This is a genomic window from Natronomonas sp. CBA1123, from assembly GCF_009741925.1.
Classification (GTDB): Archaea; Halobacteriota; Halobacteria; order Halobacteriales; family Haloarculaceae; genus Natronomonas.
In genome coordinates, this window is record NZ_WPCC01000025.1 from 1 (window position 1) to 21,054 (window position 21,054).

The 21,054-nt window shown below is 63.4% G+C and carries 24 protein-coding genes; 15 read left to right on the forward strand and 9 right to left on the reverse strand.

All coding sequences use genetic code 11. The features are described from left to right. On the forward strand, nucleotides 1-481 hold a 481-nt coding region (locus GJ631_RS11690), incomplete at its 5' end, for a peptidase (protein WP_156709330.1). Here the strand turns inward: GJ631_RS11690 and GJ631_RS11695 are convergent. The 5 genes from GJ631_RS11695 to GJ631_RS11715 are packed head-to-tail and all read right to left on the reverse strand — an operon-like array spanning nucleotide 482 to nucleotide 4,310. Beyond that, entirely contained in the window at nucleotides 482-1,756 is a 1,275-nt protein-coding gene (locus GJ631_RS11695) for a M20 family metallo-hydrolase (RefSeq protein WP_370518650.1), read from the reverse strand. It lies immediately after the preceding gene. Then, a complete protein-coding gene (locus GJ631_RS11700; protein WP_156709331.1) occupies nucleotides 1,749-2,321 on the reverse strand; it encodes a thioredoxin family protein in 573 nt (190 codons plus the stop codon). The genes GJ631_RS11695 and GJ631_RS11700 overlap by 8 nt, the downstream gene beginning before the upstream one ends. 36 nt (nucleotides 2,322-2,357) lie before the next feature. Next, nucleotides 2,358-2,777, reverse strand: coding sequence for an EamA family transporter (locus GJ631_RS11705; protein ID WP_156709332.1), 420 nt, complete (start codon nucleotides 2,775-2,777; stop codon nucleotides 2,358-2,360). A 48-nt stretch (nucleotides 2,778-2,825) separates the two neighbouring features. Further along, a complete protein-coding gene (locus tag GJ631_RS11710; protein WP_156709333.1) occupies nucleotides 2,826-4,076 on the reverse strand; it encodes an MFS transporter in 1,251 nt (416 codons plus the stop codon). A 45-nt stretch (nucleotides 4,077-4,121) separates the two neighbouring features. Further along, nucleotides 4,122-4,310 carry a hypothetical protein gene (locus tag GJ631_RS11715; protein WP_156709334.1) on the reverse strand — a complete coding sequence of 63 codons (189 nt, stop codon included), beginning with the start codon at nucleotides 4,308-4,310 and terminating at the stop codon, nucleotides 4,122-4,124. A 169-nt stretch (nucleotides 4,311-4,479) separates the two neighbouring features. On the opposite strand from GJ631_RS11715, the gene GJ631_RS11720 reads away from it, so the two are divergent. From GJ631_RS11720 to GJ631_RS11760, 9 genes are all read left to right on the forward strand, one after another. Beyond that, nucleotides 4,480-4,968, forward strand: coding sequence for an Lrp/AsnC family transcriptional regulator (locus GJ631_RS11720; protein ID WP_156709335.1), 489 nt, complete (start codon nucleotides 4,480-4,482; stop codon nucleotides 4,966-4,968). Then, a complete protein-coding gene (locus tag GJ631_RS11725) occupies nucleotides 4,965-6,107 on the forward strand; it encodes a pyridoxal phosphate-dependent aminotransferase (RefSeq protein WP_156709336.1) in 1,143 nt (380 codons plus the stop codon). Before GJ631_RS11720 ends, GJ631_RS11725 begins: the two co-directional genes overlap by 4 nt. A 142-nt stretch (nucleotides 6,108-6,249) precedes the next feature. Beyond that, nucleotides 6,250-8,691 (forward strand): type II/IV secretion system ATPase subunit, encoded by a 2,442-nt coding sequence (locus GJ631_RS11730; protein WP_156709337.1) that lies wholly within the window; start codon nucleotides 6,250-6,252, stop codon nucleotides 8,689-8,691. After that, nucleotides 8,688-10,709 carry a type II secretion system F family protein gene (locus tag GJ631_RS11735; RefSeq protein WP_156709338.1) on the forward strand — a complete coding sequence of 674 codons (2,022 nt, stop codon included), beginning with the start codon at nucleotides 8,688-8,690 and terminating at the stop codon, nucleotides 10,707-10,709. Before GJ631_RS11730 ends, GJ631_RS11735 begins: the two co-directional genes overlap by 4 nt. Nucleotides 10,710-10,713: 4 nt before the next feature. Further along, nucleotides 10,714-11,304: a hypothetical protein gene (locus tag GJ631_RS11740; RefSeq protein WP_156709339.1), complete on the forward strand. Its 591-nt coding sequence runs from the start codon at nucleotides 10,714-10,716 to the stop codon at nucleotides 11,302-11,304. A gap of 1 nt (nucleotide 11,305) precedes the next feature. Further along, nucleotides 11,306-11,887, forward strand: a complete 582-nt coding sequence (locus GJ631_RS11745; protein WP_156709340.1) for a hypothetical protein — start codon at nucleotides 11,306-11,308, stop codon at nucleotides 11,885-11,887. Further along, nucleotides 11,875-12,936 (forward strand): hypothetical protein, encoded by a 1,062-nt coding sequence (locus tag GJ631_RS11750; RefSeq protein WP_156709341.1) that lies wholly within the window; start codon nucleotides 11,875-11,877, stop codon nucleotides 12,934-12,936. Before GJ631_RS11745 ends, GJ631_RS11750 begins: the two co-directional genes overlap by 13 nt. Further along, nucleotides 12,933-13,391: a hypothetical protein gene (locus GJ631_RS11755; protein ID WP_156709342.1), complete on the forward strand. Its 459-nt coding sequence runs from the start codon at nucleotides 12,933-12,935 to the stop codon at nucleotides 13,389-13,391. The genes GJ631_RS11750 and GJ631_RS11755 overlap by 4 nt, the downstream gene beginning before the upstream one ends. Next, complete coding sequence (locus GJ631_RS11760) at nucleotides 13,384-14,148, forward strand: hypothetical protein (protein WP_156709343.1); 765 nt, start codon at nucleotides 13,384-13,386, stop codon at nucleotides 14,146-14,148. Before GJ631_RS11755 ends, GJ631_RS11760 begins: the two co-directional genes overlap by 8 nt. 5 nt (nucleotides 14,149-14,153) lie before the next feature. Here GJ631_RS11760 and GJ631_RS11765 read toward each other — a convergent pair whose 3' ends face one another. Beyond that, complete coding sequence (locus tag GJ631_RS11765) at nucleotides 14,154-15,617, reverse strand: hypothetical protein (RefSeq protein WP_156709344.1); 1,464 nt, start codon at nucleotides 15,615-15,617, stop codon at nucleotides 14,154-14,156. Nucleotides 15,618-16,088: 471 nt separating this feature from the next. Between GJ631_RS11765 and GJ631_RS11770 the strand changes: the two genes are divergently transcribed. After that, nucleotides 16,089-16,319 (forward strand): hypothetical protein, encoded by a 231-nt coding sequence (locus GJ631_RS11770; RefSeq protein WP_156709345.1) that lies wholly within the window; start codon nucleotides 16,089-16,091, stop codon nucleotides 16,317-16,319. Here the strand turns inward: GJ631_RS11770 and GJ631_RS11775 are convergent. After that, complete coding sequence (locus tag GJ631_RS11775) at nucleotides 16,316-16,501, reverse strand: hypothetical protein (protein ID WP_156709346.1); 186 nt, start codon at nucleotides 16,499-16,501, stop codon at nucleotides 16,316-16,318. The two genes, GJ631_RS11770 and GJ631_RS11775, sit on opposite strands and share 4 nt — an antisense overlap. A 103-nt stretch (nucleotides 16,502-16,604) precedes the next feature. Between GJ631_RS11775 and GJ631_RS11780 the strand changes: the two genes are divergently transcribed. From GJ631_RS11780 to GJ631_RS11790, 3 genes are all read left to right on the forward strand, one after another. Further along, nucleotides 16,605-17,063 carry a hypothetical protein gene (locus GJ631_RS11780; protein ID WP_156709347.1) on the forward strand — a complete coding sequence of 153 codons (459 nt, stop codon included), beginning with the start codon at nucleotides 16,605-16,607 and terminating at the stop codon, nucleotides 17,061-17,063. 88 nt (nucleotides 17,064-17,151) lie between these two features. Beyond that, nucleotides 17,152-17,847, forward strand: a complete 696-nt coding sequence (locus tag GJ631_RS11785) for a LiaF domain-containing protein (RefSeq protein WP_156709348.1) — start codon at nucleotides 17,152-17,154, stop codon at nucleotides 17,845-17,847. Nucleotides 17,848-17,930: 83 nt separating this feature from the next. After that, the gene (locus tag GJ631_RS11790; RefSeq protein ID WP_156709349.1) at nucleotides 17,931-18,584 is read left to right on the forward strand and encodes a helix-turn-helix domain-containing protein; all 654 of its coding nucleotides are present in this window, start codon (nucleotides 17,931-17,933) and stop codon (nucleotides 18,582-18,584) included. Between the two features lie 48 nt (nucleotides 18,585-18,632). On the opposite strand, the gene GJ631_RS18610 is transcribed toward GJ631_RS11790, so the two are convergent. After that, nucleotides 18,633-19,301: an SLC13 family permease gene (locus GJ631_RS18610; RefSeq protein ID WP_231753968.1), complete on the reverse strand. Its 669-nt coding sequence runs from the start codon at nucleotides 19,299-19,301 to the stop codon at nucleotides 18,633-18,635. Then, nucleotides 19,294-20,148 (reverse strand): SLC13 family permease, encoded by an 855-nt coding sequence (locus GJ631_RS18615; protein WP_197425012.1) that lies wholly within the window; start codon nucleotides 20,146-20,148, stop codon nucleotides 19,294-19,296. Before GJ631_RS18615 ends, GJ631_RS18610 begins: the two co-directional genes overlap by 8 nt. A gap of 220 nt (nucleotides 20,149-20,368) precedes the next feature. Between GJ631_RS18615 and GJ631_RS11800 the strand changes: the two genes are divergently transcribed. Next, nucleotides 20,369-20,818 (forward strand): pyridoxamine 5'-phosphate oxidase family protein, encoded by a 450-nt coding sequence (locus GJ631_RS11800; RefSeq protein WP_156709350.1) that lies wholly within the window; start codon nucleotides 20,369-20,371, stop codon nucleotides 20,816-20,818. Nucleotides 20,819-21,054: the final 236 nt, after the last annotated feature.

Sequence of the window (21,054 nt, forward strand, 5' to 3'; positions counted from 1 at the left end):
ATGGCCGCATTGCTGGACGAACACAACCCCCGACGCGGTCGTGATGAGCGGCCTCGCCGGCGGGCGCAACGGTGTCTCGCTTGAGCGCGTCGCCGTCAACGTCGACGACGCGGTGACGGTTCCGGACAACGACGACGCCGACCCCGAAAACGAGCGCATCGACCCCGACGGTCCCGACGCCCGGTTTGCGACGCTGCCGGTCGCCGACTGCGTCGAGGCCCTGCTGGGCGAGGACATCCCCGCGCGCCTCTCGAACACCGCGGGAACACATCTCTGCAATCACCTCACCTACACGACGCTCGGGGCGCTCGAAGCCCGCGACAGCGACGCGCTGGCGGGGTTCCTCCACCTGCCGTACACCCCGCCGATGGCGGCCGAGAAAGCCCGCGAAAACAACGCCCACCGTGGCGGGAGCGTCCCGCCGAGTCTCTCCATCGAACACCAGCGACGGGCCGTCGAGACGGTGTTCGAGACGCTCTGATTAGACGCCCGCCAACTCGGCGAGCGCCCCGGCCAGAACGCGCGTCGCGTCGGCACAGTCGGCCTTGCTCGTCCACTCACGGGGATTGTGTGAGACGCCGTCTCGGGACGGCGCGAACAGCATTCCGGCGTCGGTGACGTTCGCGACGTACATCGAATCGTGGGCGGCCCCCGAGTGAAGCGACAGCGTCTCGATGCCGGCGGCTTCGCCCGCCTCGTGCAGCGCCGTCCGACACCGCTCGGCCATCGGCGTCGGTTCGAGGTCGAACGGCCGTTCGAGGGCGGTGTCGACGCCGCGGTCGGCCTCGAGGCGTTCCAGTTCCTCGCGGGCGACACCGACGATGTGTTCCATCGACTCGTAGTCGGTGCTGCGAACGTCGAGACCTGCCTCGGTTCGGCCGGGAACCACGTTCGTCGCGTTCGGAGATACGTCGAGACTGCCGACGGTTCCGACGGCGGCGGGGTCCGTTTCGGCCCGCGCTTCGGCCGCCCGCTCGACTTCGAGGACGAACTCGCTTGCGGCCGCGAGTGCGTCAGTCCGTTCGCCCATCGGCGTCGACCCAGCGTGGTCGGCGTCCCCCTCGACAGTGACCTCACAGTGGGTGATACCGGTGATATCCGTGACGACGCCCGCGGGGACGCCGGCCGATTCGAGTTCGGTGTGCTGTTCGACGTGGAGTTCGAGCCACGCGTCCCACTCGGCGGCGTCGAGGCGCCCCTCGCCGACGAAGCCGATATTTTCGAGCGCCGCAGCGAGGGTCGTCCCCGACTCGTCTTCGAGTTCGAGCGCCTCGTCGACGCGTCGGGCGCCGACGGCGACCGACGACCCGAGCAACCCGTCGGCGAACCGGCCACCCTCCTCTTCGGTGAACGAAACGACTTCGATTGGCCGGTCGGGGTCGAGGCCTGCATCCTGCATCGCTCGGACGGCTTCCAGCGCCGCGTAGACGCCGAGCGGGCCGTCGAAGATGCCGCCCTCCGGGACCGAATCGAGGTGACTTCCGGCGGCGATGGGGGCGGCCTCGGGGTCGGCACTTTCGGGGGTCCACCGGCCGGCGACGTTGCCGACCGCGTCGATTCGGACGTCCAGTCCGGCCGCCGTCATCCGTTCGAGGAGGAACTCACGCGCCTCTCGGTTGGCGTCGGTGCCACACCGAACGGTTCGGCCCCACTGCTGTGGTGGCTCTTCGACGACCGCACCGAAGGCGCCGTTCGCCTCGAGGTCGGCCCACAGTCGGTCGGCGTCGACGGTCGGTCGGTCCGTCACGTCAGTCACGCCACTTGATGGAACAGCCTCGCGAGGGATGGTCCTCCGCGTCGGGCGTCTCGCCGGCGAGAACGCTCTCGATTGCGCCGCGAATCTCGTAGCCGGGTCTGCCGGAGGGTTCCTCGTCGGGGTTCGTCGCGTCGTCGAACCGACCGTGATAGACGAGTCGGAAGTCGTCGTTGTCGTTGCGGAACAGGAAGGGGTCGGGCGTACACACCGCGCCGTAGGCTTCGGCGACTTCCTGTGTGTCGTCCCGGAGGTAGGCGGTGATGTCGATGTCGCCGCGCTCGACGTATTCGACCATCTTCTCGAAGGAGTCTTCGGGGTACTCCTCGGCGTCGTTGGGGTTGATGCCGACGACGGCAACGTCCTCGTAGTCGGCGGCGATGTCGTTCATCGCGCCGTATTTCGCCTTCGCGTAGGGACAGTGATTGCAGGTGAACACGACCAACAGAGCGTCGTGGTCGTCGAAGTCACCGAGGGTGTACGTCTCGCCGTCGGTTCCCTCCAGTTCGAACTCCGGGGCCAAATCCCCGTGGTCCAGTACGTCCGATTCGGATTCCAGTGCGACCATACCTGTATTTCGAGGGCCACGTCCCTAAACGCATCCCTACCCCTCGAAGGTCGTCAAAAAGACGGCGACGACCGCGAGCAGGATGCCGACGCCCTTCCGCAGCGTCAGCGTCTCCTCGAGGAAGACGACGCCGAGCACCGAGCTGGCGACGAGAAAGAGGCCGAAGATAGGGACGACGACGCTGACGGGGCCGGCCGCCAGCGCCCGGTAGTAGGCGAGGATGCCGACCGCCAGGCAACCGCCGGCGGCGTACATGTACGGCGCGTGTTCGTGGGTGAGCGCCGAGACCAGCGGCTTGTCGGTAGCGAGGATGACGCCGAGGGCGACGAGGACGAGGATACCGTTGGTGACGAAGGCGACCGTATCAGAGGGAAGTTCCTGCGTGGCGAGTTTCGTCAGCGGCGCGACGAGAGTGTATGCGACGAGCGCGAGGAGTGCATACCACAGATACTGCATATCCTCACTCGAAGCGAGACGTGGAAGGTGCTGTCGGTTTGGGTGGCGTCACTCGACGAGTGTGGCGAGCAGAACCGACAGCCCCAACGCGACAGCGGCCGTGGCGGCGACGCCGAGGAAGGCGACGCCGACCCCGGAGGTTTGGATGAAGTAGCCGAAGATAGGCGGGGCGACCGCGCCGCCGCCGGAGATGCCGACCGTCATGAGTGCGAAGTTCTTGCCCACGTCGCCGCGCTCGGAGGCGAGGTCGGTGAGCGTCGAGCGGGCGGGCCGCGAGAGGTCGATGGTCGCCGCAAGCAGCAACACGAGGCCGACCGCCGCGACGACCGGGACGGCCACCGAAGACAACACCGCAGCGAGGACGACGAGCGAACCGTAGCCGGCGTACAGGAACGGCAGTGGTCCGGTTCGGTCGGCGACGTACCCGCCGCCGAGGAGGACGACCGCGCCGACGACGAGCATGACGCTGGCGACCAGGTTCGCGGGTTCCGACTGGAGCCCGTAGCCCGAATCCAGAAGCGTCGCGGCGTAGGTTCGAATCCCCCACGCGGCGACGCTGTTGACGAACCACAGCGTCGTCAACAGCAGAATAATCGGAGAGTCAGCGATGGTTCGGCCGTAGGCGAGCAGGCGACCGCCGGCCGAACGGAGTCGACCGGAAAGCGACGGCGGGCCGGCGAGCGATTCGGAGGCCGAGTCGTCCTTAGCGAGGGCCCCGGCGCGGGTAATCGAGGCCGGAACGCGTCGAACGGCGACGGCGGCTACCCCCGTGTAGACGGCGCCGAAGACGGCGATAGCGGCGAAGGCGCTCCGCCAACCGTACCCGAGGGCGACGCTGGCCGGAACGACGGCGAAGGGGACGGCGAGGCCGATGGCACCGGTGAACCCGTGGGCACTGTAGGCACGCGAGCGGTAGGCGTCGGGGGCGGCCGCCGAGAGGAGCGGGTAGTGTGCAGGGTGGTGGCCGGCGATGCCGACACCCATCACCGCGGCGGCGACGAGCAGCCACTCGTAGGTCGGCGCTGCGGCGGCCATCGCACAGCCGAGGGTACCGACCGAAAGGGAACCGAGGAGGACTGCGGCGTGACTGTAGCTGTCGGAGACGTAGCCGAGCGGCAGTTGGCCGGCGGTGACGACAAGACTGACGACGCCGACGGCAACTCCGAGTTCTGCCAGCGACGCATCGAGGTCGGCACCCAAGAGCGCGAACGCGGGCGGGAAAAGCAGCAGATAGGCGTGGTTGACGACGTGAGAGCCGGAGACGAGACCGACGACGAGCGGTGCGTGGCTACGCGACACGCCCGACCGTTGGCGGGCGGGGTATGAAGCCGGTTGGGGTTTCCGTCAGTCGGCGCGAACGGCGACCGGTTCGGGGTCGGTGTCGGCACACGGGGTGGTGCTGACACCGCCGAACCGCTCGACAGCACGGCAGAGACGCTCCGGGGAGACGCCGGCCTGTCGGGCCGCCGTGTCCAGGTCCAGTGTGCCGTTCTGATACAGCGCCATCGCCGTCCGAACCGCGTGCTGACTCATACTCGTCCGGATGGTCTTAGGGATAATAATAGTATCGAGAGATAATATACCAAGGCATGACCTTATATGCCAGACCACATTATCGTTCGTGATATTACGGGCGTCGTCGGCGTGGGGCGGCGTAGCGATGCCTCGCAACGTTTTAGTTCGCAGTAGCGTCGTATTCCGTATGGACCAACCCGACGAACTCCTCGAGTTGCTGTGTGAGAACGCCCGCTACTCCACGGGGGACCTCGCACGGCTGACGGGCCGTACCGAGGCCGAGGTCGAGGCGACCATCGACGAGCTGGAGGCCGAGGGGGTCATCCAGGGCTACACCGCCATCGTCGACTGGGACGAAATCGACGACCAGCGGGTGCAGGCCCACGTCGAGTTGAACGTCACGCTGGACCGCGAAACGAGCTATCGGGACGTGGCCGAACGGCTCGCCGGCTTTCCCGAGGTACAGGGACTCCGACTCGTCTCGGGGGATTACGACTTCGCGCTGGAAGTCGAGGGCGACAACATGCGCGAAGTGTCGCGATTCATCAGCGACAAGGTCGCGCCGCTGCCCGAAATCACCCAGACGGTCACCCACTACATCATGGAGACCTACAAACAGAGCGGCCACCGCTTCGACGACGGCGGGGACGACGACCGCCTGTCGGTCACGCCATGACGCTGGGCCCCTCCGACCGCGTCGCTGAGGTCCCGCCCTCCGGCATTCGCCGGTTCTTCGAACTCGCCGAGGAGATGGACGACGTCATCTCCCTCGGCGTGGGCGAACCCGACTTCTCGGCGCCGTGGGGCGCCCGCGAAGCCGCCATCACCTCGCTGGAACGCGGCCAGACCTCCTACACCGCAAACCGCGGAATGCGCGAGTTGCGGGAGGAAATCGCCCGCGACGCCCGCCGCTGGAACCTCGAGTACGACCCCGACGACGAAATCCTCGTCACCGCGGGGGCCAGCGAGGCGCTGGACATCGCGTTCCGGGCGCTCGTCAACCCCGGCGACAGCGTCGCCGTCGCCCAACCCTGTTACGTCTCCTACAAACCGGGCGTCACCTTCGCCGGCGGGGAGGTAATCGACGTGCCGACCCGCGTCGAAGACGAGTTCAAACTCACCCCCGAGGTGCTGTACGAAGCCGGCGCCGACGAGGCCGATTTGCTCGTCTACTGCTTCCCGAACAACCCGACCGGCGCGACGATGAACCGCGAGGAGTTGGCCGAAATCGCGCAGTTCTGTCGGGCAAACGACGTGGCCGTCCTCTCCGATGAAATCTACGCCGACCTCACCTACGAGGGCGACCACGTCTCCATCGCGGAGTTCGACGGCATGCGCGAGCGAACCGTCGTGTTCAACGGCTTCTCGAAGGCCTACGCGATGACCGGACTCCGACTCGGCTATGCGATGGGGCCGAGCGAGGTCATCGCCGCGATGAATCGCATCCACCAGTACACGATGCTGTCGGCGCCGACGACCGCCCAGTACGCCGCCATCGAGGCGTTGCGGAACTGCCGGGAAGACGTCGAGGAGATGTGCGCCCAGTACAACCGCCGTCGGAACTTCGTCCTCTCGCGGTTCGAGGAGATGGGCATCGACTGCTTCGAGGCCACCGGCGCCTTCTACGTCTTCCCCGAGTGTCCGGGCGACGACGCCGAACAGTTCGCCGAGGACCTCCTGGAGGCCGAACAGGTCGCGATGGTTCCGGGGAACGCCTTCGGCGAGGGCGCCGACGGCCACCTCCGGGCGTCGTATGCGACCGGTCTCGACGAACTGAAAGAAGCGATGGACCGACTCGAGCGGTTCGTCTCGTAGGGACTTCCTACCGTCCGAAGCCGCCGAGTAAGGCGACCGTACCTTCAGGACCGGCCGTCGCGGCGGTTCACGCCCACGCACGCGAATCAGGCATTGAGGGGGCCGGAAACCTTTTTCAGAGGGGCAGCAAAGGGGTGTGGTAATGGCTATCGATGACGCTGACGGCGGAGAGGCCGGTACCGGGGGACCGGCCGTCGACGCCACCGACGCGGAGTCGGCGGAGTTGGAGGCGGAGGCCGATTCGGCGTCCGAACCCGAACCCGAAGAATCCGACCCCGCAGTCGTCGGTGAGTACGACTGGGAGGATTTCAAGGAGGAGTATTTTTACGACGAACAGGGCAATGCCCCCGCCGACGAGGAGTTCGACCCCGCGGAGTACCTCGGCTTCGACCCCGAGGACACGAGCGAAATCGTCGGCGCTGCCGGCCTCGGTTCCACCCAACTCACCGACATCGCAAACGAGCGGACCGTCCGCGTCAACCCTGAACTCGACGAGGACGCTTTCTTCGCCGACGCCGACGGCAACACCACCGTCGTCAACCGCTACGACCTCGAGAAGGCCGTCCCACAGGAGAAGAAACACCACTTCCGAGAGGTCGACCGCTACTGGGTGAACAAACCGTACGCCTTCGTCATCATCTTCCACTCCGAGAAGGAAAACGAAAAGAAGTACTACGTCATCGAGCCGCATCTCACCCCCATCGAGTCCGACCTCCGGGAGTTCCTCTCCGGGAAACTGAAAACCGCAATCAAGTACTCCAGCGACGACGTCGTCGTCGAGGGCGACGAAGACGCCCGCGCCAGCGTCATCGAACGGGAGACCCACGCCTTACTGGACCGATACGACCTCTACGACGACGGTGCGGTCCCCGACGACGAGTCACTCGTCGACAGCGTCAAAGGAATGCTCGGACTCGAGGACGACGAGGAGACCGAACGCGAAACCGAGGCCGCGGAACTGCAGGGCGTCGAGGCCCGACCCGAACCCGCCATCATCGAGGAGGACTCGAAGACGCTCACCCAATACCAAATCGAGAAGATACTGTACCTCCTGAAGCGGGACTTCATCGGCTTCGAGCGCATCGACGGCATCAAACACGACATCAACATCGAGGACATCTCGTGTGACGGCTACAACTCCCCCGTCTTCGTGTATCACTCCGACTACGAGCAGATTATCTCGAACATCTACCACGGCGAGGAGGAACTCGACGACTTCGTCGTCAAGATGGCCCAACGCTCCGGGAAGGGTATCTCCAAACGAAGCCCGCAGGTCGACGCGACGCTGCCGGACGGCTCGCGCTCGCAGTTGACCCTCGGCCGGGAGGTATCCGACCACGGGACGAACTACACCATCCGGCAGTTCAAGGACGTTCCCTTTACGCCCGTCGACCTCATCAACTGGAACACCTTCTCGCTGGAGGAGATGGCCTTCCTGTGGCTCTGTATCGAGAACCACAAGTCGCTCATCTTCGCCGGCGGTACGGCATCCGGGAAGACCACCTCGCTGAACGCCGTCTCGCTTTTCATCCCCTCGAAGGCGAAAATCGTCTCCATCGAGGACACCCGGGAGGTCGAACTCCCCCAGCGCAACTGGATTGCGAGCGTCACCCGACCCTCCTTCTCCGACGGCGACAAAGGCGACGTCGACGAGTTCGACCTGCTGGAGGCCGCACTCCGGCAGCGGCCCGAGTACATCGTCATGGGCGAGATTCGTGGCGAGGAGGGTCGGACGCTGTTCCAGGTCATGTCGACCGGTCACACCACGCTGACGACGTTCCACGCTGACTCCGTCGGCGAGGTCATCAAGCGCTTCACCACCGACCCCATCAACGTCTCGAAGACGATGTTCACCGCCTTGGACCTCGTCTCGATTCAGACCTCCACCCGAGTGCAGGGCAACAAGGTCCGCCGGAACAAGTCGCTGACCGAAATCAACCACTACGACCCCGAAAACGACGAAATCAACGTCCAAGACGTCTACCAGTGGCAGGCCGAAAGCGACGAGTTCCTCCAGATGGGCGAGTCGAACACGTTGGACGAAATCATGTTCGACCGCGGGTGGACCCGTGAAGAAGTCGACGAGGAGATTTTCATGCGTAAAATCGTCCTCGCGTACCTCATCGACAATGGCCTGAACACCTACACGCAGGTCGCGGCGACGCTGCAGGCGTTCATCAACGACCCCGAGAGCATCCTCACCATCATCGCCAACGACGACCTCGAACGCTCCCTGGAAGACCTCCGGGAGATGGAGTCGGTCGAAATCGACATCGACCCCGACAAGGAGGCGATGGTGCCGCGTCCCTCCGCCGGCGAAGAGATGCACGAACACTGCCAGGAGATTCTCGACGAGGCGACGGACCTCCTGGATAGCTACCGCGGCAAGGAAGTCGAGGAGGGCATCGCCGGTGTCCTCGAAATCGAGGAGGCCGACGACATCGAACCGCCGGACGACGATGACGACGGCGAGGACTTCAGCACCGGCGGGTTCTCCTTCGATGCGGCCGGGGGAACCGAGGAGTCGACCGGCGACGGTGAGGCGGCGCCGGACGGCGGGGAGGAGGACGGAGCCGACCGATGAGCCTCCAGTCGGCGGGCGGGGCCTCCTCGGGCGGGACCGACGTCCTCGCTGACCTGTTTTATCCGCTCTACCAGCGGCTGTTCGACGACGACAGCGACTTCGTCGCGAACCTCGAGACGAAACTGGCAGAGGCACGTATCCCGGAGACCGTCGAAATATACCTCTCGAAGTCGCTCGCGTTGGGCGTCATCACCGGGTTCATGCTGTGGGTCGTCGGGACGCTGCTCGGCTACGGGCTCGTCACGTTCGTCATCACCGAGCCGCCGACGTTCCTCGCGTTGCCGATGCCCGAGCCGTACCTCTCCATCGTCAACTCTCTGAAACTACCGTTCATCATCGTCGTCTCGGGGCTGTTCTTCGGCTCCATCGGGTTCGGGTCGGCCTTCGGCGGGATGGTCGCCAAACCGTACCTCGACTCCGACGCCCGGAAACGCGAAATCAACGTCCTGCTGTCCGACTCGGTGTCGTTCATGTACGCGCTGTCGGTCGGCGGCCTCAACCAACTCGAAATCCTCCAGGCGATGGCGAAAGCCGACGACACCTACGGCGAGGTGGCAAAGGAGTTCCAGTCCATCGTCCTCGAAACGGAGTACTTCGACACCGACTACCGGACGGCCGTCAGGAACCAGGCACTACAGACGCCGTCCGACGAGTTGAGCCAGTTCCTGACGGACATGCTCTCTATCATCAACTCGGGCGGTGACATGGAGAAATTCCTCGAAGACCAGAAGGAAAAGCACATGCGGACCTCCAAGCAGGAACAGCAGATGGTCCTTGAGACGCTGGAACTCTTCGGCGAGATGTACATGACGCTGTCGCTGTTTCCCCTGCTTCTCATCATCATCCTCGTCATCATGTCGATGCTCGGAGAAGCCCAGGACATGCTGCTGTACGGCACCGTCTACGGGCTGATTCCGCTCATCGGCGTGGGCTTTCTCGTTCTCGTCTCGACGGTCGTCCAAGACGAGGTCGGCGACGGCTACCTCTCGGTCGAGGACGGCGAAATCGTCGACGAATCCGAGAAGATGTTCGACCTCGGTATCGCCGAGAGCTACGCCGGCCGCTACGGCATCTTCGACCGAATCAAATCCAAGGAGGGGACCTACGTCACGCTGAACCTACTGAAACAGCCTCACCTGTTCTTCCGGGATTACCCGCTTGCGGTGCTCGCGATTACGTTCCCGGCGTCGCTCGTGCTGTTGGCGTTTACCGTCATGGCCGGCTTTGCGCCGACGACGTTCGACGGGGTCGTGAGTGCGCCGGTCAGGGGGACGTTCTTCCTGATATACCTCCCGCTGTACGTCAATTTCGTTCCACTGACGATATTCCACGAGTGGAACGTCCGTTCCCGGAACTCGATTACGAACAAGCTCTCCGACAACCTCCGGAAACTGTCGAGCGCCAACGACACCGGGATGACACTGTTGGAGTCGCTGAAAGTCGTCGCCGACACCTCCTCGGGGCGGCTCGCCGAGGAGTTCCGAACGATGCACGCGAAGGTGAACTACGGGACGAGTCTCAAGACGGCCCTCCGGGAGTTCAACAACAAGTACCACATCCCGCGGCTGGCCCGGACCGTGAAACTCATCTCGAAGGCCCAAGAGGCATCCAGCCAGATTACGCAGGTGCTTTCGACGGCGGCACAGGCCTCCGAGAATCAAGACGACATCGAGCGCAACCGCAAGTCGCAGACGCGAATGCAGATGGTCATCATCATCATGACCTACGTCACGCTTCTCGGGGTGATGGCCCTACTGAAGGTGGAGTTCCTGGATACGATGGCGGGCCTGACCCAGCAGGCCGCCGAGGCCGAAAGCGGCGGGGGCGGCGGGGGCGGACAGTTCGGCGGCGGCCTCGACATCGAGATGCTGACGATGTTGTTCTTCCATGCGGTCACACTCCAGGGTATCATCTCGGGATTCATCGCCGGCTACATCCGCGACGTGAGCCTCATGGCGGGACTGAAGTACGTCGTCGTGTTGCCGACGCTCGCGCTCATCGTGTTCATGATGGTGTAATAAAATGGACTCACGAACCCGCGCACAGACGACGCTCGATTTCGCCATCGCGATGGGAATCTTCCTGCTCGCGGTGTCGTTCGTGTTCACGTTCATTCCCTCGCTCACCGCGCCGTTCGTCGACGGCGACCAGGACCAAAGCGTCGCCTCCGACCGGGTCGCGAGTCACCTCTCGGAGGGGGCGTTGGGAGATCCGGACGAACCGTTCGTCGTCAACCAGACCTGTGCGACGGTGTTCTTCGACGAGACCCAACAGGATTACACCGACATTCCGGCCGGCTGTGGGTACAACGGGACGGGCCACAACGAACGGGTGGGGCTCAGCAACCGACTCGACCTCCGAATCGAGTTGCTGCACGTCGACCCCAACAAGACCGGCAGCGACCGTTATCGGGTGGTGTGTGTCGACTCTAGCGACAATATCATCCACGAAGACAACGCCACCACCTCCTGCGAGACCGAGTATCAAATCGGCGAGGAACCACCCGACACGGACTCGATTACCGTCGCCCGCCGCGTGATGACTGTCCCGGGCTGTTCGTTCGGCGCCGACGTACAGTCGTGTGACGTAACGCTCCGGGTGAGCGTGTGGTAACATGCGTGGGCAAGCCTACACCTTGGAGTCGGTCATCGCCGCCGTGTTGATAGTGACGAGTCTCGTGTTCGCCCTGCAGGTGACGGCGGTGACGCCGCTGTCGGCGAGTACCTCGAACCAACACATCGAGAACCAACAGCGTGCCTCTGCGGCGGGCGTGCTCACTGCCGCGGAGGAAGCGGGCGTGCTGAAGGACGCCGTCCTGTACTGGAACGACACCGCCGCCGAGTTCGACGAGGCCGAGCGGCGAATCTACTACACCAACGGCGAACCCCCCAACGAGTTCGGCAACATCACCGACCGGTCGTTCGGTGGCCGCGGCCTCGCCGTGAACGTCGTCCTGTATCCGGGCGGCGACAACGGACCGGTCCCGATGGTGTACCGTGGGGAACCGAGCGACAACGCGGTCAGCGCGAGTCGGACGGTAGTGCTGTTCGACGACGACAACCTGACCGCGCCCGGCCACGAGTCAACTACCGTCAAGAACGCCGCAACCTACGGGGAGTACATCCCCGAGGACACCGGAAACAGCGGGTCGGTGTACAACGTCGTCCGCGTCGAGGTGGTCGTATGGCGGATGTAGGGCAGCGAGGCCAACTCATCTTGGTCACCGGACTCCTCATCGCCGTCATCCTCATCGGACTCGCGCTCGTGGTCAACGGAGCCATCTACACCGAGAACCTCTCGACGCGGGAGTCCAGTAACGAACCGCGGGAGGCGCTCGAACAGCGTCACGTCACCGAGGGAGACGTTCAATCGCTTATCGACACGGCGAACCGAAACGCGACGACCGACGACTACGGTGTGGTGCGCGACGCTTTCGTCGATGGCTTGACGCTGTGGGCCGACTCACAGCGCGCCGAGAAACTCCGGACGGGTCGGCTCGTGTCGACCGAACTGAACTCGACGACGGAGGGGACACAGATTCGGCAGACGAACGCCTCCCGGAACCTCACGGCAGGTGGGAGCCTCGCCGGCGATGCGAACTGGACGCTCGTCGAAGACACGACCGAGGCCGGCCCGTTCGTCCTCGATATCGACCGGGCGAGTCTACTCAACATCACCGACTTCGATACGCTTTCCGACCCCCTCGCTGCCGTCAGCGACAACGCGTTTCACGTCTCAGTCGAGACGACCAGTGGAACGTGGAAGGTGTACCTGTTCCGGGACGGCACTGCCGGTGAAGTGTATCTCTACGTCGTCGACCCCGGCGAAGATATCGGTGCCCTATCGGACTTGAGCGCCCTCGTCTCGAACTCCTGTGTTGCGGGTGCGACCGGGTCGAGTGCGACCGTCGATTTCCGTGAGCCGCGGTTCGGCACCGACGCCACCGACTGTCCCGAACTCGACTTCTACAACACGAGCGTCGTCGGTACGGACCACCACATCCACTACCGGAACGCTCGGACGAGCGCAATCGGACTGCTGGGAGAGACTGACCGTGCGCGAGGAACCTACGAACTCGTCGTCGACACGCGCGCCGACCGGACGCCCTACTACGGGCCGGGAACTGCTGTGAATCCGCGCGCGCGTAGCATCATCCACGCGGTGACGGTCGACGCCGAGTTCAGAAGCGACGGCGTCGTCCACGGGAGCGACGAAATCGAGGCCGAATGGAGCGTGGTAAAATGACCGGGGGAGACCGTGCGGTGTCGCCGGTGTTCAGCTACGTGTTGACGCTCGGTATCACGACGATTCTCATCGTCGGGCTGTTGGTCGCCGCGACCGGCTACGTCGACGACCAGCGACGACAGACGACCGAAAACCAGCTGCAGGTAATCGGACAACAGCTGTCGGCGGACATCTCGGCCGCCGACCGACTCGCGCGGACGAACGGCGCCGAAGACGTTGCCATTCGACGCGACCTTCCGGACAGAATCGTCGGGTCGTCGTACACGATAACCGTCAAGAACGACAGCAACGGGCCAACCGAGTACTACCTCGAACTGTCGACGCCCCGACCGGACGTCACGGTTACAATCGGCATCGCCTCGATGACCGACCTCGCGACGAACGGCGTCGGGGGTGGCGAGGTAGTCGTCAGCTACGACTCGGCCGACGATGAACTGGAGGTGTCGAATGAGTAGTGACGAGCGGGCGGTCAGCGAGGTCGTCGGGTTCGTCCTCGTGTTCACGCTCGTCATCGGGACGGTTACCATCGTCTACGCCGGCGGGTTCAGCGGATTAGACGCCACGCGCGACGCCGAGCGCGTCAACAACGCCGAGCGGGCCTTCGACGTGATGGCGAACAACTTCGAACAGCTCGCCAGCGGTGACGCGCCGAACCGGGCGACCGAAATCAAGCTCTCGGAGGCCTCGCTGTCGACGACGTCGAACCGCCTGACCACGATTAACGCGTCGGGAATCGACAGTGCTGCGGGGGCCAATCCGGTGGCGATACGGTACGATTCAGGGACTGGCAGCCAAATCGTCTACGAGTTGGGCGCCGTGATACGAGTCGACGACGGGAACGCGGTGATGATTCGCGAGCCGGATTTCCTCTTTGCCGACAACCGAACCGTCGTTCGATACATTTCGCCCCGCGGAAGCGGTCAAGGGGTCGGCGGGTCGACGACGACGCTCGTTCGGGGCGAGAAACAGAGCACCGCGTTGTTGGCTACCCAAAGCCCCGCGACGAACGTGACGATACGGATGCGGACCCATCCCGAGCGGGCGCCGGTGTGGGCGTCGTACTTCGAGCGGGAAATCGAGGCCGCAACTGGGAGCTCCATCGACTGTGATACGACCAGCGTCGACGCGACGACCGACCGAGTCGTCTGTTATGGGTTCACCGTCGACTCCTTGGCAGTCTCGCGGGTCCGTGTCGACGTGGAACTGACCTGACGGCGTCAGTCGAGTTCGACCCGAATCCGATTGTCGGTGACGTGGAGGAAGGTGACGACCTCGCCACCACCCGCATACAGGATTGTACCACCCGAGGAATCGTCAAGGCCCGCGTTCCCCTGTTGCCGTTCGTCGATTACCATGTTCGTATCGTTAATATTGGCAAAGTAGTGCTGGATGGTCATGTTCACGGACTCATTTTCTCCACTACTGTACGTCACGTTCGGGTCGTCACCGTGTTCATCAAACGTCTCACTGCCCGCAAACGACCCCTCGCTTTCGTAGTTATCGAACTCCAGTAAGTCGTCGCTTCCGTGAGTCGAGGAATCGGTGTATTCGAAATCCCGATTGCTATCGAGGAAATCAACGGATAGCTGCGCCTCTCCGCCTGGACACGTTATTTCGAAGTGATTGTCCCCGTGATTTTCACCAAGAACCCAAGTGTGGTACGTGGACCCACCATCTTCGCTGTAGTAAACAACAGCTCTGACTGGGTCACCACAATTCGTCCCGCCGCCACGTTTTTCCAAGTATATTTCAAACCGCTTATCATCGACCTCACCAGCCATCGACCAGCCGAAGTTGTTGAAACCTGAAGCCGATTCGCTTCGGAAATCCAAATCGAACTCGTCCAGGGAGTGTCCATCCTCCATGCCACGGATATTCAACTCCTCGCCGCGTGTGATGTCAAAAGGACCCTGCGTCCCGAGCGTAACGAGTTGGGCGGTAACGGTTCCATCGCTGTCGCAGTCCGAAACCGTGCCATCGGTCCGCTCCTGGAAGTAATTCCGCCAGCCTTCACAGTACCGACTCGTTATTTCGACGGTCATGTTCCCGTTCTGGACCGGGTTCAGGAGTCTCGTGCTGCCGTCGGGGTAGGTCCCGCTTTCGTTGACGAATATCCGATTTGCAGTTTCGATGCGGGAAATTTGGGCATTCGCGGAGCCACTGACGCTGCCGTCGCCGGTAACTCGGACGATGGGGAACGTCAGCGTCGCGCGTCGGTAGTGGAACTCCGGCGGGGAGACGAGCCGTGCGTCGCCGTCGTCGTCGGTTCGCCAGACGCCGCCGCCCTGATAGGCGAGTTCGCTGTCGCCGGACTCGTAGACAACAGAACCGAGGGAGGCGTTGTAGATTTCGTAATCGTTTCCAGCGGTCCCGTCCCAACTCTTGTGAATCAGCCGAACGTTTCCGGCGTCCTCGTCGACGGAGTACTGGCCGCTGTTGGACCCGAACTGTACCCGCTGGGAGTCGGATTCGCCCAACGCGACCTGAGCCGCCTGTGAGTCGAACTGCGTCATCGACTGTTCGGCCTGTCCGACCCGGGAGTCCTGTTGGGCGTCATCGAGTGCGGCACCACCGAAAACCGCGAGTCCGACCGCACCCGTGAGTGTAATCCCGAGGATGAGTATGATGCCGATGGGCGACGACTGCGCTCGCCCGCCCACACGGGACGGTGGACTGTCCATACACACGTCCCGTATTACACGACAATAAGCGACGTGGCCGTTTCAGAGCGCGTGTTCGAAGCGTCGTATCGAGCTTCGAATACGCTGTAGCACCAGAATCCGAAAATCGACAGTTGCACACGTACTGCGTTATTCAGCCAATTTTAGAGCAGTTATCTCCCCATAACCAATCGTATGTGTTTCGAACGTCAATTCTACAAAAATAGCGGAGGTATTAATATGATATAATGTGTTAAACGAGGTTCCAATCAACCGTTAAGTACGTCGGATGTGCTACAACGTGCCACGATGGCAGAGAAAGCTACCCTCAAAGAAGTCGACCACACACCGCCGACCGGTGAGTCGGTGTCGAACGTCTGGGACCGCGGCATGGAAGACGACGACTGAGGCACCCCCGTTTTGTCAGTTCAATTGTGTTTCCGGAGCCGTGGCTCCCGCGAGATTGAATAGGAACCCGGCGTTTGTCCACGTATGGACATCGATACAGACGAACTCCTCGCGTCGCTAACGCCCCGAGAAGAGAACCCCGCAATCAAGTCCTACCAGAACACGGTCGCCGTCGCCTGCCCAGCCTGCGAGGAGCCCTTCGACGACCTCGTCGTCTGCAAGCAGAACCCCACGAGCCTCAACCTCTCGAAACAGCTCGACCTCTGTGTCGGCGTCGAGGACGGACAGGCGTTCATCTTCACGCACAAACCCTAGCTCCACGGGCCCACGTCGAAGACGTTGCCGGCCACCCACCCGACGAGAAACGGCGTGACGATGGCCAGACACGCGATTCCCATGTAGCGTGCCGGCGGCGGCTGGAGGGCGAGGTAGACGAGATACAGCGTGCCGACGACCGGCAAGGACCGACCGAGAAGCGAACGCACTTTCGAGTACATACGCCCAGGTCCGGGAGCGACGGGCAAGAGCATGGCGTCTGCTGACGGGACCCGTCAATGAGAGGCACAACGCTTACGAAAGCGTGAGAGCGAGTGGCCGAGTATGCGTCGTCGCCAGTATCTCGCCGGCCTGTCCCTAGCGAGCAGCGCTCTCCTCGCGGGCTGTAGCGGGAGCGATGATACGACGGCAACGCCCGACAGCGAGAGCAGCGACATCAGACGGGAAGCGTTCAGGGAGGCCCTGACGGAGAACGGAATCACCGTCCGCGAACTCGCCGTCGACGACGAATCCCACGTCAATCTCGAGTACGAACCCGCCGAACCGACGGAGGAAAGCGTCAGAAACAGCATCGACGCCGCCGCGAGAGCGTTCTTCGACCGCGTGTACGGCGAAAGCGGGTGGGCGGTCGAGCGTCTCGACGCCCGTGTCGTCATCGATGGGACGCTCGTCGCGACGTGGCAGATGGAATCCGAGTGGATAGAGCAGTACCTGGAGGGACGGATTTCCCGCGAGGAGATGGCTGCGAGAGTCGAGAACAGCGTCGAGCGACACGACCAGTAGCGCGAAAACTGCGGCCGAAGCAACCGGTCGTTCTTGGATTCCGAGACTAACCGACCGGTGTTATATTCTTTCGCGTCGTTTTCTTCGTATGGCAACCGAAACGTCTCCCTCCCGGCGGCTCCCGACGAGCCAACTGCTCTTCGGCCTCCTCGTCGTCCTCGTCGGCATCCTCGTCCTGCTCGATACGACCGGTGTCTTCGAAACCGGTGACCTGCTTCGGTACGCCCCGTCGCTCCTCGTGGTCGTCGGGCTGTGGGCACTAGTTGGAAGCCGGTTCCGGAACCTCGTCGGTCCCGTGGTCCTCGTCGGCGTCGGGACGGCGTGGCAGCTCCTCGCCCTCGGATACGCGACGTGGGACGAACTCGTCGTGTACTGGCCGGTTCTGGTCATCGCGTTCGGCCTCTCGATACTGCTCGGCCAGTACCGAACGGGGGTGCGTGAGGTCGACGACGACAGTGTCTCGGCGTTCGCGGTGTTCGGCGGCTCCGAGCGGCGCAGTACCTCCGAGCAGTTCGCCGGGGCGGACCTCACGGCAGTGTTCGGTGGGACGGAACTCGACCTCCGGGATGCAGAAATCGGTGACCGACCCGCCCGCATCAACGCAGTCGCGCTGTTCGGCGGCGTCGACATCGTCGTCCCCCGGGAGTGGAACGTCCGGTTGGACGTCATCCCGATTCTGGGCGGCGCGACGGACGACAGACCGCGGAGTGCCGACCCGAACCGGGAGGTCGACATCGTCGTCTCCGGGTTCGTCGCCTTCGGTGGCGTCACCATCACCGACTGAGCAACCGGTCGCTGAATCGGCAATAAGAATTTTATTGATTGAGCAATTCCATCGTACAGGGTGATGGAGGGGATGGGTGAACGATGAGCGTCCGGGTGAGTGTCTCCGTTTCTGCGTCTGATTTCGTGCTGGAACGACTGCTCGCCGAACATTCCGGCACCCCCGTCAGGTTGGACCGCATCGCTGCCTTCGATGAGAGCCTCGTGCCGTATCTGTGGGTGGCGGAGCCAAACACCGAGGCCACGAGTCGGGCCCTCCGTGAGGACCCCGACGTCGAGGCGTTCGAAGTCATCGATACGTTCGGGTGCGATACGCTCATCCGCGTCGGCTGGACCTCGGATGCCGAGGAGTTCGTTGAGGGACTCGCCGAATCCGGTGCGGTCCTCGTCGAGGCGGTGAGCGACGGTACTTCGTGGTCGCTCGAACTCCGATTCCCCGACCACGACCGACTCAGCGAGTTCCACGCGTGGTGTCTCGACTACGGAATCGATCTCTCGGTCGGTGAGGTGTACAGCACCAACGGGACAGTAGACGATGAGGGGCCGCTGACCGACGTTCAGCGCGAGACCCTGTACGCCGCCCTCGATGCGGGCTACTTCGAGATACCACGGGCGGTGACGCTCACCGAACTCGCAGACGACCTCGGAGTCTCCGACAACGCGGTTTCACAGCGTCTCAGACGGGGAATTTCGGCTCTTGTTCGCCGCCAGCGTTCGATGACCGACACCGGTTCGTAACGGGCCCGCTCTGTCCGGTCGGCGACGGTGACGCCGAGTCAACAAACATCAGATACTCCACACGAACGGGAGCCAGAGGTACGCCATCGCGGTCACGAACAGGATGCCGAGGAGGTTCAGCCAGATACCGACGCGGACCATCTGAGGGATGGACAGATAGCCACTTCCGAAGACGATTGCGTTCGGAGGCGTCGCAACCGGAAGCATAAACGCCATCGAGGCGGCGACCGCGACGGTCACCATGAGCACGAGCGGCGGTGCAGCCAGCGACACCCCGAGAGAGACCATCACCGGGATAAAAAGCGACGCCGTCGCGCTGTTCGAGGTGACTTCGGTGAGGAAAACGACGAGCGCGGCGACGGCGAGCAGAACCCAGACTAAATCGACGCCCTGTAGGCCGGACAACCCACCCGCTATCCAGCGGTCGAGTCCGCTGGACTGGAACGTCCTCGCCAGCGAAAACCCCGCCCCAAACAGGAGCAACACACCCCACGGGACTCGAGTGGTCGCCTCCCAATCGAGGAGGAACTCGCCGCGGCGGAGGTCGACGGGCACCAGAAACACCAACACGCCGCCTATGAGGGCAATCGTGGTGTCGGTGATTGCGGGCGCGACCGGTTCGATGACGAACGGCCGAAGCAGCCACCCGAAGACGACGACGCCAAACACCACGACGACGCGTCGTTCGCCCGTACTCATCGGTCCGAGGTCAGCCATCTGCTCGCGGACGACGGAGCGACCCGCGGAGACCGCGCTGGTGTCGGGGGGGAAAGACGGTAATCAAAGCGAGCCACGTCACGGGCAGGAACACGAGCGCCGTCGGGACGCCGAACAGCATCCACTCGACGAAGCCGATTTCGACGCCGAGAGAGGAACTCGCGATTCCAGCGAGAATCGCGTTTGGTGGGGTCCCGATGAGCGTCGCGACACCGCCTATCGAGGCGCCGTAGGCGATGCCGAGCATGAGCGCGACGCCGAAATTCGACTGCCTAAGCGTGGTTTCACCCGCCTCAAGTGCATCCAGCGTCGAGACCGAGTACCTCGGCGTAGCGTCATCCGGCGCTCGGAACGCCTGCCGCTGGGCGACGACGGCCATCCCGATGGGAACCATCATCATCGCCGTTGCGGTGTTCGAGACCCACATCGAGAGAAACGCCGTTGCGAGCATGAACCCGAAAATCAACCGACGCGCATCCTCGCCGGCACGGAGCAACACGTTGAGCGCGATGCGCCGATGGAGTCCCCATCGTTCGATGGCGAGAGCCACCAGAAATCCACCGAGAAACAGAAAGACGACGGGGTCCGCGTAGGGGGCCGCAGCGTCGCTCACGCTGGTGACACCGAGTGCCGGAAACAGGAGTATCGGAAGGAGGCTCGTCACTGGAATCGGAACCGCCTCGGTCATCCACCACACCGCAATCCAGAGCGTACACGCCAGCACGGCATTCGCCGCCGGTGACAGACTCGCCGGCGAGACGCCGAACTGCACGAGGACGAACGACAGCGGACCGAGAACTATCCCGACCCGTTGCAGCCGAGTGTACGCCCCCTCGTCGTCCGACATCTGAAATCCCGGCGGACACACGCAGAGGATGGTAATAATTGTACAGTCGCTCAAAACTCCGTCGGGAGGCCGAATCCGGTCGAACTGCTGTCTTCGGCCCGTTTCGTCCGAACGGATTTCCAACACCGTGACGACGAGACGAACGACGCCACACGTGATTGCGACGAGCGACGCCAGACCGCCGGCCCGTTTTTTAATGCTCCGTGCCCTAACGATTCATATGACAGCTCCGGACTCCGTGGCGATGGCCGACGACGAGCGAGACGAATTCCTCGGCAACGGCGGAACGGGCGTTATCTCCTTTCCGACCGACAGCGGCGAATCCCCGCACTCGCTTCCGGTCTCCTACGGGTACGACGCCGCCGAAGAGACGTTCTACTTCCGACTCGCCGCCGGCGAGGCCCGCGAGAAGAGCGACCTCCTGGACCGGCCAGTCTCGTTCGTGACCTACGGCACTGTCGACGACACCTGGCAGAGCGTCGTCGCCGAGGGGCGACTCGAAGAGACGACCGACGCCTCGATTGCGACGGAGACCCTCGAAGGTCTCGAACGCGTCCGGATTCCGCTCGTCGACATTTTCGGACAACCACCAGCAGATGTCGACTTCAAGTTCTACCGTCTCGTCCCCGAGTCGTTGACGGCTCGAACGGAGTCCTCGACGAGCGTCTGAGTAATCGAGGAGCGCTACAACCATAAGGCTCGCCGGGACTCCCGCGAGCGAAGCGAGCGGGAGGTCGGCGAGTCCGCTGACTGAGGGAGCGAAGCGACCGAAGGAAGTGGACTCGCCGGGATTTGGACCAGAGAAAGACGGTCGCCTCGCTTCGCTCGGCACTGCGACTTTCAGGGGTTCAAATCCGGGCTTCGGCGACGATTTGCGCCGCTCGCGAAGTTGCTCGCGGCGCAAAA